This window comes from Actinomadura bangladeshensis (assembly GCF_004348335.1).
GTDB classification, from domain to species: domain Bacteria; phylum Actinomycetota; class Actinomycetes; order Streptosporangiales; family Streptosporangiaceae; genus Spirillospora; species Spirillospora bangladeshensis.
The window spans coordinates 1-12,643 of record NZ_SMJW01000230.1; the positions used below are offsets into that span (position 1 = coordinate 1).

The 12,643-nt window shown below is 72.8% G+C and carries 10 protein-coding genes and 1 pseudogene; 7 read left to right on the top strand and 4 right to left on the bottom strand.

What is annotated here, in order from left to right:
* Positions 1-20 precede the first annotated feature (20 nt).
* From E1284_RS31680 to E1284_RS31690, 3 genes and pseudogenes are all read left to right on the top strand, one after another.
* Positions 21-1,187 (top strand): annotated as a pseudogene (locus tag E1284_RS31680) (Tm-1-like ATP-binding domain-containing protein); the annotation flags it as partial.
* Positions 1,184-2,005 (top strand): phosphoenolpyruvate hydrolase family protein, encoded by an 822-nt coding sequence (locus E1284_RS31685; protein ID WP_131943835.1) that lies wholly within the window; start codon positions 1,184-1,186, stop codon positions 2,003-2,005. The pseudogene E1284_RS31680 and the gene E1284_RS31685, both read left to right, overlap by 4 nt.
* Positions 2,006-2,413, top strand: coding sequence for a cupin domain-containing protein (locus E1284_RS31690; RefSeq protein WP_131943836.1), 408 nt, complete (start codon positions 2,006-2,008; stop codon positions 2,411-2,413).
* On the opposite strand, the gene E1284_RS31695 is transcribed toward E1284_RS31690, so the two are convergent.
* Complete coding sequence (locus tag E1284_RS31695; RefSeq protein WP_131943837.1) at positions 2,410-3,591, bottom strand: ROK family protein; 1,182 nt, start codon at positions 3,589-3,591, stop codon at positions 2,410-2,412. The genes E1284_RS31690 and E1284_RS31695 overlap by 4 nt on opposite strands.
* 73 nt (positions 3,592-3,664) lie before the next feature.
* Between E1284_RS31695 and E1284_RS31700 the strand changes: the two genes are divergently transcribed.
* The gene (locus E1284_RS31700) at positions 3,665-4,825 is read left to right on the top strand and encodes an MFS transporter (protein WP_131943838.1); all 1,161 of its coding nucleotides are present in this window, start codon (positions 3,665-3,667) and stop codon (positions 4,823-4,825) included.
* Here E1284_RS31700 and E1284_RS31705 read toward each other — a convergent pair.
* Entirely contained in the window at positions 4,803-5,198 is a 396-nt protein-coding gene (locus E1284_RS31705) for a YchJ family protein (protein WP_243714865.1), read from the bottom strand. The genes E1284_RS31700 and E1284_RS31705 overlap by 23 nt on opposite strands.
* 167 nt (positions 5,199-5,365) lie before the next feature.
* On the opposite strand from E1284_RS31705, the gene E1284_RS31710 reads away from it, so the two are divergent.
* From E1284_RS31710 to pabB, 3 genes are all read left to right on the top strand, one after another.
* Positions 5,366-5,704 carry a YciI family protein gene (locus tag E1284_RS31710; protein WP_131943840.1) on the top strand — a complete coding sequence of 113 codons (339 nt, stop codon included), beginning with the start codon at positions 5,366-5,368 and terminating at the stop codon, positions 5,702-5,704.
* A gap of 6 nt (positions 5,705-5,710) precedes the next feature.
* Complete coding sequence (locus E1284_RS31715; RefSeq protein WP_131943841.1) at positions 5,711-6,919, top strand: RNA polymerase sigma factor; 1,209 nt, start codon at positions 5,711-5,713, stop codon at positions 6,917-6,919.
* Between the two features lie 119 nt (positions 6,920-7,038).
* Positions 7,039-9,150 (top strand): aminodeoxychorismate synthase component I, encoded by a 2,112-nt coding sequence (gene pabB / locus E1284_RS31720; RefSeq protein ID WP_131943842.1) that lies wholly within the window; start codon positions 7,039-7,041, stop codon positions 9,148-9,150.
* 57 nt (positions 9,151-9,207) lie between these two features.
* Here the strand turns inward: pabB and E1284_RS31725 are convergent, their stop codons facing one another.
* Both E1284_RS31725 and E1284_RS41925 read right to left on the bottom strand, forming a co-directional pair.
* Complete coding sequence (locus tag E1284_RS31725; protein ID WP_131943843.1) at positions 9,208-11,883, bottom strand: cellulose-binding domain-containing protein; 2,676 nt, start codon at positions 11,881-11,883, stop codon at positions 9,208-9,210.
* A 149-nt stretch (positions 11,884-12,032) separates the two neighbouring features.
* A partial coding sequence (locus E1284_RS41925) for a hypothetical protein (protein WP_207924059.1) occupies positions 12,033-12,643 on the bottom strand: 611 nt, incomplete at its 5' end.

Here is a 12,643-nt window from a genome sequence, read left to right on the forward strand (position 1 = left end):
TATAAGAGACAGATACCAAGGGTGCGGAGTACGCCTGGCTCCGGGAGCGGGTGCGGGAGCTCGGATGCGACGTCGTGCTCGTGGACGCGGGGGTCGGGCCGTCCGATGTCGAGGCCGATGTTCCGGCCGACGACGTCGCGCGGGCCGGGGGCGCTTCGCTGAGCGCGTTGCGGGATGCGGGAGACCGGGGCGCCGCCGTCACCGCCATGGGCGAGGGCGCGGCGGCCGTGCTGGCGGGGCTGGAGCGGGTCGACGCCGTGCTCGCCGTGGGAGGCAGCGGCGGGTCTTCGATCGCGGCCCGGGCCGTGCGGGACCTGCCCATCGGGCTGCCGAAGGTCATCGTGTCGACGATGGCGTCCGGGGACGTCTCGCCCTACGTGGGCGCCAAAGACGTGACCCTGATGTACAGCGTCGTCGACATCGCGGGCGTCAACCGGGTGTCCCGGCTCATCCTCGGGAACGCGGCGGGCTCGGCCGTCGGGATGGCCAAGGCATACGAGCAGGCCCGGGCGGCGCCCGCGGTCGATGAGCGGCCGCTGGTCGGGGCGTCCATGTTCGGCGTCACGACCCCGGCGGTGGACGCCGCACGGCAGCGGTTGGACGAACTGGGCTACGAGGTGCTCGTCTTCCATGCGACCGGGGCCGGCGGGCGGGCGCTCGAAGGGCTCGTGGAGAGCGGCCTGCTGGCCGGGGTGCTCGACCTGACCACGACCGAGCTGGCGGACGACCTGGTCGGCGGTGTCCTGTCGGCCGGGCCCGAGCGGCTCACCGCGGCCGGGCGCCTCGGGGTCCCGCAGGTCGTGGCGCCCGGGGCGCTGGACATGGTCAACTTCGGGCCGCTCGAAACGGTCCCCGAGCGGTTCGAGGGACGCAACCTGTACGTCCACAACCCGACCGTGACGCTGATGCGCACGACTCGGGAGGAGATGGCCGAACTCGGGCGGCGGATCGCTGAGAAGCTGCGGGGCGCGAGCGGGCCGACCGTGCTGTTCCTGCCGCTCGGCGGGGTGTCCGCGCTGGACGCGCCGGGCATGCCGTTCCACGACCCGGAGGCGGACGAGGCGTGCTTCGCGGCACTGGACGGCGCCGTGGAGACGGAGAGGCTCGACATGGACATCAACGATCCGGCGTTCGGCCGCGCGATGGCCGACCGGCTGCACCGGATGATCTCGGGGGGAGCGCAGTGAACCGCGACACCGTCCTGTTCCGGCTGCGGAGCGCCGTCGACGAGGGCAAGCCGATCATCGGCGCGGGGGCCGGCACGGGGCTGTCCGCCAAGTGCGCGGAGGCCGGCGGGGTCGATCTGATCATCATCTACAACTCCGGCCGGTACCGGATGGCGGGGCGGGGCTCGCTGGCCGGGCTGCTGCCCTACGGGGACGCCAACCAGATCGTGGTGGAGATGGCGTCCGAGGTGCTGCCGGTCGTGAAGGGCACGCCCGTGCTGGCCGGTGTGTGCGGCACCGATCCCTTCCGGGTGATGCCCGTGTTCCTCGACCAGTTGAAGGCCATGGGGTTCGCGGGCGTGCAGAACTTCCCGACCGTGGGGCTCTACGACGGGGTGTTCCGGCAGAACATCGAAGAGACCGGCATGGGCTACGACCTGGAGGTCGAGATGGTGCGGCTCGCCCATCAGCGCGGCCTCGTCACCGCGCCGTACGTGTTCGACGAGCACCAGGCGCGCGCGATGGCGGAGGCCGGCGCCGACGTCCTCGTCCCGCACGTGGGCCTGACGACGAAGGGCAGCATCGGCGCGGGCACCGCCCTGACCCTGGACGAGGCCGTCGAGCGGGTGCAGGCCATGCGGGACGCGGCGGCCTCCGTGCGGCCCGATGTCCTCGTGCTGTGCCACGGCGGTCCCATCGCCGAACCGGACGACGCCGCCTACGTCCTCTCCCGGACGGAGGGCGTCGTCGGCTTCTTCGGCGCCTCGTCGGTCGAGCGGCTGCCGACCGAGCGGGCCATCACCGAGCAGGTCGCCGCCTTCAAGAACCTGGAGCTGTGAATGCTGGTCAATCCCGGTGACGTCACGACGATGTCCTTCGACTGGGGGTCCATCAAGTGGTTCGTCACCCCGTCGAGTGTCGAGGGCGCGAGCAGCACGCTCGGGGAGGTGATCGTCAACCCGGGCAAGGGGCACGCGCGCCACAACCATCCGAACGCCGAAGAGATCATCTACGTCATCTCCGGTGAGGCGACGCAGATGGTGGACGACGGGGAGCCGTTCCCGATGAGGGAGGGCGATGCCGTCCACATCCCGAAGGGCGCCTGGCACTCGACGTACAACACGACGTGGCGCCCGCTCCGGCTCATCGTGACGTACACGCCGGGCGGCGAGGAGAAGGCCCTCGAAGACGCCCCCGACTTCTGCCTCCACGAAGCCGGCGCCGTGCCGGAGTGGCGCCGGGCCTAGGCGTTCGACCAGGCGTCCGACCAGGCTTGCAGGCCCTCTTCGGTGAGGAGGACGTCGAACGCGGCGTCGGCGGCGCCGGTCAGCGGGCCTCCCGGTCCGAGCGCCGATGGGAGGACGGGGGGCGGGGCCGCACGGCGGTAGCGCATCAGGGCGGCCGTGTAGCCCTCGTCCAGCTCCGCGGGCGCGGTCTCGATCAGGTGGTGGGCCAGCCCGGAGAGCGTCACGGCGTCGGGATCGAGGGCGTTGACCAGGGCGCCCATGCCGCGCCCCAGTGCGCGGGCCGCGGCCGCGACGGCGGCGCGGGCCGCCGGATCGGACGCCGCCGACGCGATGATCTCCTCGGCGGCCGTGCGCGGGTCGCGGGGCGCCGGGCGGTGCAGCGCGCGGGACATGGCGCGGCCGTCGACCTCCAGGTCCCAGCAGCCGCGGGCGCCGCAGGGGCAGGCGCGGGCGGGGTCGCCGAACGGCATGTGGCCGAACTCGCCGCCCGCGCCCGTCGCGCCGTCCACCGGACGCCCGTCCACGACGAGGATGCCGCCGACGCCGACCTCCACGGTCAGGTGCAGGACGACCCGTGAGCCCGCCCCGGCGCCGCGCCGCGCCTCGGCCAGCCCGGCGAGCGACGCGTCGTTGCCGACCAGCAGCGGGATTCCGGCGGGTTTGAGCGGCTCCAGGGAGACGTCGCGCCACCCCATCCCGGACGCCTGGACGACCGTCGTCCCGCTGACCGTCCCCGCGACGCACGCGGACACCGCGCGGAGCCGCCGCCCGTAGCGGGTGTGGAGCGCGGCGACCTGCTCGGCCAGCGGTCCGATGACGTCGGGCGTGCCGGTGTGGCGCCCATCGGACTCGGTCAGGACCCCGCCGCCCAGCTCGACGGCCGCGACCCGCCATGCCTCGTGGCTGATGTCGACCACGCAGACCAGCGGCCCGTCCGGGTGCGCGGTGAGCGACGGCGACGGGCGGCCGCGTCCGCCGGTACGGGGCGGCGCGTCCTCGCCGAGGAGCCGGGACGCCTTCAGGCGGCTCGTGATCTCGGTGGCGGACCCGCTGCTCAGCCCCAGCGCGCGGGACGCGTCCGCGCGCGTCGCCGACGGATGCGCGTGGACGTACCGGAGCACCGCGAGGGCGCCCTGGCTGCGCAGCGCCCGGGCGGAGTGCGCGGTCTTCGGCTGCATGGTGACATCCTGGCCCGTCCGGATTAAGCTCGTTGAACGAGGATAATAGTGGAGGCGTGATGGGCGGGAGACGGTGAGCGACGCGAGGGCGCTGCGGCGGGCATCCGGGACGGCCGGGCTGTACGCGATGTTCGGGTGCCTCGGCTACCTGCTGACCGGGCTCGGCGCGATCCTGCCGGAGCTGCGCGAGGAGCGCGGGCTGCCGCGCGGCGAGGTCGCCCTCTACCCGTCCGCCTTCGCGCTCGGCCTCGTGATCGTCGGGATCGCCGGGCACTGGGCGGCGGCCCGGCTCGGCCGCCTCGGGTCGCCCGCCGCCCTCGCCGCGCTCGTGGCCGGCGCCGGCGTCATGGCCGCCGGCGGCGGACGCCTCGGCGCGGGCCTCGGCGCGCTGGTCCTCGGGCTCGGCGGCGCGGGGCTCGTGCAGCTCGTCCCGGCGGCGCTGCGGGCCGCGCACCCGGACGGTGGAACGGTCCAGATCGGGGTGGCGAACGCGGTCTCCAGCGCGGCGTCCGTGCTCTCCCCGATCCTCATCGGCGCCTCGCTCGCGCACGGCCTCGGATGGCGCGCGGCGTTCGCGATCCCGCCCCTGGCCGTGGCCGCCGTCCTGATCGCCGTCGGCCGCCCGGCCGCGGCCGGAACCCCCGAGGCCGGCCCGGCCGGTGCCGGGCCGCGCCGGACCGCCCCGCCGGCGTTCCGGCGCAGATGGCTCGACCTCGTCCTCGCCGTGGGCGTGGAGTTCTGCATGGTCTTCTGGGCCGCCGACTTCCTCGGCGACGTGAAGGGGCTCGGCTCCGGAGCCGCGGCGACGCTGTCGGCCGCGTTCGTGCTCGGCATGGCCGTCGGCCGGGCCGCCGCCGGGCCGGCCGTCCGGCGCGGCGGGCGCCTCGACCGGCTGCTCGCCATGGCGGCTCTCCTCGGCCTCGCCGGGTTCGCGGTCCTGTGGACGTCGCCCGCCCCGCTCGCCGTCGCCGGCCTGCTGGTCGCCGGGCTCGGCGTGGCGCTGCTCTACCCGGTGATCCTCGGGCAGGCGCTCGGCGCGTGGCCGGAGCAGCCGGTCCGGGCCGCCGCCCGCTGCGCGCTCGCGTCCGGAGTGGCGATCGGCGTCGCCCCGCTCGTGCTCGGGACGCTCGCCGACCTCACCACGCTGCGCGCCGCCGTCTTCGTCGCCCCGGCGCTGCTGCTGGTCCTCCTCGCCCGGTGCGTGCGGCGGCTCAGCCCGGCCCGGAGTCGATGATCCTGCCTCGGACGTAGACCCAGTCGCCGTCCTGCCGGACGAACCGGCTCACCTCGTGCAGTTCGCCGGGACCCGAGCCGCCCGAATAGTGGGCGCGGAACTCCACGACGCCCTTCTCGTCGTCCGGGCCGCCGTCCTCCTCCCGGACGATCTCCAGCCGCGTCCAGCGCGTGCCGTCCTCGAACCCGATCCGCTCGGGGCGGGTCGCCGGATGCCACGTCCGCAGGAGGTACGCCTCGTCCCCGACGGCGAACGCGCTGAACCGCGACCGCATCAGCTCCCCGGCCGTCGCGGCCGCCGCCTCGCCCCGGTGCAACCGTCCGCAGCAATCCCGGTACCGGGCGCCGGCACCGCACGGACATTTCTTCGCCACAGGAGGATTCTGCCTTGCGGCCCGCCATGCGCGCGGCAACGATGACGCCATGGCGGCCGGGCGCGACCGACTGCTCGGAGGAGGAGGTGTCGGATCGGGCCGCCGCCCGTTCGTCTAGGAGGTGACCTGTACGCGCCGCTGCCCGCGAGCTGAGAGGGAGGCACCCGATGAAGTACGTGCTCATGTTCGTCGAGACCGAGGAGTACGCCAAGGAGCTCGCCGCGATGAGCGACGGCGAGCGGCAGGACGCCTACGAGCGGGTCGCCGAGTGGTTCTCCCGGCACGCCGCGCAGATCACCCACCACGGTCATCTGCAGCCCGCGCACACGGCCACCACGATGCGCCTGGACGGGGCGGAGCCGCTGCTCACCGACGGCCCGTTCGTCGAGGGCAAGGAGGTCGTCAGCGGCTACGCCGAACTGGAGGTCGCCGACCTGGACGAGGCGCTCGCGGTCGCCCGCGCCTGGCCCGCCTGCCCGGTGATCGAGATCCGCCCGCTCAGCTGAGGGCCCGTGGACCCCGCGCACTCCGACAGGGTGCACGCCGAGCTGACCCGCGTGCTGCGCGAGCACGCGGGCCGGCTCACGGCGTCCCTGATCAGGACGCTCGGCGACTTCTCCGCCGCCGAGGACGTCATGCAGGACGCCGTCGAGACCGCCTTGAAACGCTGGCCCGTGGAGGGCGTCCCGGACCATCCGGACGCCTGGCTGCTCACCACCGCCCGCCGGCGCGGCATCGACCTGCTGCGCCGCCGGGCCAACTACCGGGAGAAGCTGGCCCGGCTCCAGTGGCCGGTGCCCGGCGAGCCCGACGACCGGCTCAAGCTGATCTTCACCTGCTGCCATCCGGCGCTGCCCGTGCCCGCCCAGGTCGCGCTGACGCTGCGGACCGTGTGCGGGCTGACGACCGAGCAGATCGCGGCCGCGTTCCTCGTCCCGGGGACGACGGTCGCGCAGCGCATCACCCGCGCCAAGCGCAAGATCACCGACGCGGGCATCCCGTACCGGATCCCGCCGGACGACGAGCTGCACGAGCGGGTGAACCAGGTCCTCGCCGTCGTGTACCTGCTGTTCAACGAGGGGTACCTGACGAGCGGCGGCGACCGTCCGCACGCCCGCGACCTGGCCGACGACGCGCAGTGGCTCGCCGAGAGCCTCGCCTGGCTGATGCCGCGCCGGCCCGAGGTGCTCGGCCTGGCGGCGCTGATCCGGCTGCACCAGGCGCGCACCGCCGCCCGGTTCGACGCCGGCGGCGGCCTCGTGCTGCTGCGCGACCAGGACCGCGCCCGGTGGGACCACGGCGCGATCAAGGACGCCGTCCGGCTGCTCGAACGCGCCGCCGCGATGCACCGGCCGGGGCCGTACCAGCTGCAGGCGGCGATCGTCGCGTGCCACGCGGAGGCCCCCACCTGGGACGACACCGACTGGACGCAGATCCTCGTCCTCTACGACATGCTGCTCGGCATGACGCGGACACCGGTCGTCCGCCTCCACCGCGCCATCGCGCTCCGCTACGTCCGGGGCCCGCAGGCCGCATGGGACGAACTGGCCCCCCTCGCGCGGGACCTGGACGGCCACCACCTGTACCACGCCACCCGCGCCGAACTCCTGCGCGCCCTCGGCCGCCGGCGCGAGGCCCGCACCGCCGACCGCCGCGCCCTGTCCCTCACCGACAACCCGGCCCAGCAGGCCCTCATCACCGGCCGCCTCACCTGGACCTGAACCCCGTCGCCGCACAGCACCCGGACCGCGGGCGGACCGCCGGCCGCTCCGGGGTACCGTTTCGCCGTATACCGGTCACGCCGGACGACCGCGTCCGCCAGCCATGTCAGTGAGCGCCCGTGCAGACCCTGATCATCGACAACTACGACTCGTTCACGCACAATCTCGTCCAGTACGTGGCGGAGGCGGGGGCCGAGCCCGTCGTCCTGCGCAATGACGAGGCGGTGTGGAGCCCGGGGCTGCTGGAGCCGTTCGACAACGTCATCATCTCGCCGGGCCCCGGTTCGCCGGAGCGGGCCGAGGACTTCGGGATCTGCGCAGACGTGATCAGGCACGCCGGGATCCCGCTGCTCGGGGTGTGCCTCGGGCACCAGGGGATCTGCCATGTCCTGGGTGCGCGGGTCGTGGCCGCTCCGGAGGTTCGGCACGGGTTGTCCTCGTGGGTCGAGCACACCGGGGAGGGATTGTTCCGGGGTGTGCCGTCGCCGTTCTCGGCCGTCCGGTACCACTCGCTGGCCGTGGCCGGACTGCCGCCGGAGTTGGAGGCGGTGGCGCGGACGTCCGATGGGGTTCTGATGGGCGTCCGGCACCGGCGGCGGCCGATCTGGGGCGTCCAGTTCCATCCGGAATCGGTGTGCACGGATCACGGGCGGCGCATCATCGCGAACTTCCTGGCGCAGAGCGGCCCCGTCGGCACGGCGCCGCGCCGCGGTGGCGCCGCGGCGGAGGTGCGGGCGCAGCCGAAGGCGTTCAGGGTGGTCGCGCGGCGGCTGGGCGCGCCGGCGGTGGCCGAGGACGTCTTCGACGCGCTGTTCGCCTCGTCCGGGCGGGCGTTCTGGCTGGACAGCAGCCGGACCGGCGAGCACGGCGGACGGTTCTCCTTCATGGGGGACGCCGGTGGCCCGCTGGCGCGGTTCGCCGCCTTCGACGTGGCCACTGGTGATCTGACCGTCGAGTCGGCGAGCGGACGGGAGCGGATCGAGCGCGCCTCCTTCTTCGACTGGATCGACGCCGACGTGCGCGCCCACGCGGCGGAGACCCCGGACCTCCCGTTCGGCTTCTCCCTCGGCTGGGTGGGATACCTCGGCTACGAGCTCAAGGCCGAGACCGGAGGCTCTCGGACGCACCGCTCCCCGCACCCCGACGCCGCCATGATCTTCGCCGACCGGGCCGTGGCGTTCGACCACGTGGACGGAGCCGTCCACCTTCTGGCGCTGTGCCCGGCGGGCGACGAGCGTGCCGCACTGTCCTGGCTGGACGAGACGGAAGCGCGCCTGGCCGAACTGCCCGTCCCTGCCGCACCCGCCCCGATCGACGGATCGTTCGGGGCGTCCGGGCTGACGCTGCGGCACGGACGCGCCGCCTACCTCGGCAAGATCGCCGAATCCCGGCGGGAGATCATCGCCGGGGAGACCTACGAGGTCTGCCTGACCAACATGCTCACGGCCGCCGTGCGCACGGACCCGTGGGACCTCTACCGGCGCCTCCGGCGGAGCGACCCGGTGCCGTTCGGGGCCCTGCTGCGGTTCGGCGACCTGTCGGTGCTGAGTTCCTCGCCCGAGCGCTTCCTGCGGGTGTCGGCGGACGGGGAGGCCGAGTCGAAGCCGATCAAGGGCACCCGGCCGCGCTCGCCCGACCCGTCGCAGGACCGGCGGCTGCGCACGGAACTCGCGCGGAGCGCCAAGGACCGCGCCGAGAACCTGATGATCGTCGATCTCGTCCGGCACGATCTCGGCGGAGTCGCCGAGGCCGGGTCGGTCACCGTCGATCCGATCTTCGACGTGGAGAGCTACACGACCGTCCACCAGCTGGTGAGCACCGTCCGGGCCCGGCTCCGCCCGGACGTCTCGGCGGTGCGGTGCGTGCGGGCGGCGTTCCCCGGCGGCTCGATGACGGGGGCGCCGAAGATCCGCACCATGCAGATCATCGACCGGCTGGAGGAGGGGCCGCGCGGCGTGTACTCCGGGGCCATCGGCTACTTCTCGCTGTCCGGGGCGGCCGATTTCAGCATCGTGATCCGGACGGCCGTCGCCTCGGCCTCCGCCGGGCGCATCGAGTTCGGCATCGGCGGCGCCGTCACCGCGGTGTCCGACCCGGCCGACGAGTTCGAGGAGACCGCGGTCAAGGCCGCCCCGCTGCTGCGCCTGCTCGGCGCTCCCTTCCCCGATCTCCCCTCTGGCCCCGACATCCCCGAGCCGGTCGCCGAGGCGACCCTCGTGGGCGGAGCCTGACAGATACGCCGAGGCGGGGGCGGGGCGGGAGCGCGAGACCGCCCCGCCCCCTGCGCGTCACTCGCCGTCGCAGGCGGGAGTGACGGTCTCGGGCGTCCCCGTGCCGATGAACCCGAACGTGCTGCTCGCGCCGGGCGCGAGCGCGCCGTTCCAGGATTCGTTGGCCGCGCTGACCGCCGTGCCGTTCTGCGTCACCTTGGCACCCCAGAACTGCGAGACGGTCTGGCCGCCGCCGAACGTCCAGGACGCCTTCCACGCGTTGATCGCCGCCGTCCCGGTGTTCTTGACGGTGACCTCGCCCTGGAAGCCGCCTCCCCACGACCCGGTCGTCTTGTAGGTGGCCGTGCAGCCGCCATCGGACGGCGGAGGAGTGGTGGGTGGTTCGGTGGTCGGCGGGTCGCTGGTGACCGGCGGACTCGTCGGGGGCGTGGTGTCGGAGGTGTCGCCGTAGACGATGCCCCGCCCGTTCGTGCCGAGGTAGACGCGGCCGTAGATGCGGGGATCACCGGTGAGCGCCTCGCCGGCGTTGCCGTACTGGTGCTGGTCGTCGTTGATGCGGGTCCAGGTGCCGCCGGCGTCGTTGGACCGGAACAGCCCGGTCACGCCGCCGACCGTCCCGACGAGGTAGACCGCGGAGTAGCCCGCGCCCGGAGCGGCCTTCCCGAAGCCGACGTTCACCGCCTTGGAAATACCGGCCGCCTTGCTGAAACCCGCGCCGGAATCGGTGGAATGGAACAGTCCGGTGTCGCCCGCGAGCCAGATGTCGCCCTCCTTGCCCGGCACCGCCTTGAAGTGGACACCGCTGGACGGCAGCCCGGACGCCGCCGTCGCCGCGAACGACTGCCCGCCGTTCGTGCTGACGTAGAACCTGCCTCCGGAGAACGCGTAGAACTTGCTCGCGTTCACCCGGTCGGACTCGACGATCGCGTTCGCGGGCACGCCGGACGACTGGCTCCAGCTGTTGCCGAAACCGACCGAATATACGACCTGCTGGCCGCTGTCACCGGGCGCCCACACGAACCGGCTTCCGTCCGCCGCCGCCGCGACGGTGCCGCCATTGTTGACGCCGCCGGGCTCGGTCCCCTGGAACCAGTTGGCCCCGCCATCGGTCGAGAACGCGACATGGCTGTCGTTGGGACGGTCCGAATCGGTGAAGTTGCCCGCCCGCACCATCACACTCGGCTTGCTCTCGGCATAGTCGAGGCTCGTGGTGCTGGTGAAGACCGGCTGGGTGAACATCGTCGACGGAACGGAGCCGAGATCGGTGTGCCGGAACCCGCCGATGTCCCCGAGCCCGCTCACGAGCGGCGCCCCGGACGGCGGACTGATCAGGTCCAGGACGGCGGTCTCCTCCAGCCCCTTCACCATCGGCTTGATCGCGATCTGGCCGCCCGCGTCCCACTGGGTGAGGTTCTCGGTGCCGTAGATGGTCGCGCCCGTCCCGTACATCAGCCGGTTCGAGTTGAACGGGTCGATCTCCACCGACTCGTTCATCCAGCCGAGTTTCGGGGTGACTTCCGGCGGCGACGGGTTGGTCCCGAACGTCAGCCAGGGCACGGTGGAGATGTCCTGGGTGTAGCGGAAACTGCGGTTCGGATAGCTGGTCCAGTCCCAGATACGGGTCCAGGAGGCGCCGCCGTCCGTGCTCCGCCACATGATCATGTCGGGCCACCAGGACACCTGCGTGGCCACCATCAGCGTCCCGGGATGCTGCCGGTCGATCGTCAGGCCGCTGTAGCCGAAGTAGTCGTCCGAACTGCTGGACGGAATGGGGCTGATCTGCGTCCACGCACCCGACCGCGTGTCGAACTTCCACACATCGCCCTTGCCGCCGTCATAGGGGCCGGACGTGTCGCTCGTGGCGATGTAGAGCACGTGATTCGCGGCGTCGAGCACACCCTTGTGCGCGATGTACCCGGTCGGCTGCCCCGGCACGCGCTCCCACGTCGCACCCGCGTCCGTGCTCCGGTAGACGGTGTTCTCCTTATCCGCCACGCCCACGTAAATCGTCTTGCTCGGCGTGCCGGCGGTCCCACTGCTCTCGTCGAACGTCACCCACACGACACCGGGCCGGTGATTGCCGTATCCGGTCGTGTCGCTCGGATTGTCGGAGTAGTCGCCGGGATTGGTGAAGGTGTTCACCTTCGCCCACGTCACGCCCCGGTCGGTGCTCCGCCAAAGCCCATGCCCCTCGGGCGTGCCCATATAGAGCACCCGGTCGTCATTCGGATCCACCGCGAGCCGCTCGCCCATGCCCCGTCCGGGCATGTTCCCGCCCAGCTTGAACGGCAGCTCGGTCGCCTGCCACGTCTTGCCCCGATCGGCCGACCGCAGCACGGCCCCGTTATTGGGATCCCAGTCATTGGTGTACATCCCGACGGCCGCGTAGACCCGATCGGCGTCCACCGGATCGGCGGCGAGGCTGATGACGCCGTTGTAGCCCCACTTGTCCCAGCCGACCCAGTCCAGCAGCGGAACCCACTGCCCGGCCGACTGGTCCCACCGATAGGCCCCGCCGATGTCGGTGCGGGCATAGACCAGGTTCTTCTCCTTGCGGCTGAAGACGATGCCGGGCACGAACCCGCCCCCGTCGATCCGCACGTTCTTCCACGTGTACGTCTCGGCGGCCGCCGCGGGACGGACCGCGACGGCGGCCACCACCGCCACCATCGAGGCGACCAGGGCCAGCGCCGCCACCGCGGCCGCGACGGCCGCGCTGATCGATCTTCGCATGGGCATGCACAACCTCCTTGGATCTGACTGGAGGCTGATCGAAGCGCTTCGATTCGTCAACGATCCCCGCGGCCTTTCACGAAGCGCCCCGCTCACCTGCGCGGATGAACGGTCACGCATGAAAACCCGCGAACCTCATTTCGGCGAGGTCAGGGGCTTTCGAGGGATTTGCGGGTCCAATCGGCGGCTTGGCGGGCCAGTTCGTCTTGCTTCTCTCGCTCCGTGCCGTACTGGAGTTCGGCCACCAGATTGTCGACGTGGAACCAGATCACCGAGTCGCCGTCCGGGCCGAAGGTGGTGAAGGCCGCGTCGCTCAGGTCGGGGAGCGGTGTGACCTGCTCGGTGGCGTTGCCCTGCTCCTCGGCGAGCAGCCGGCGGGCCTCGCCGGCGGTGTCCGCGGTGCGGAGGGTGAGGGTGAGCCGCTCGTCCCCGTCCGCCAGTGCGGAGGTCTGCCAGACGCAGTTCTTGCGCGGCCGTCCGGTGGACGAGTCGGGGCTTTCGTCGCCGTGGTTGTGGAAGGTGCGTACCAGCCGCGTCGCCTGTTCGGCGCTGATGAGGCCGCATGGGGCGGGCGCGGACGCGAAGGGGGTCGGTCCCACCGCGCCCGCGGACGCCCCTGCTCGCGGGACGGGGGAGGGCGGCTCGTCCCGGCCGCGAGTGGTGATGATCACGATGGTCGCCAGGACCGCCGCGATGGCCACGGTGGCGGCCAGGGCGGGGAGGAACCAGGGGCGGCCGGTCTTCGGCGAGCGGGAGGGGA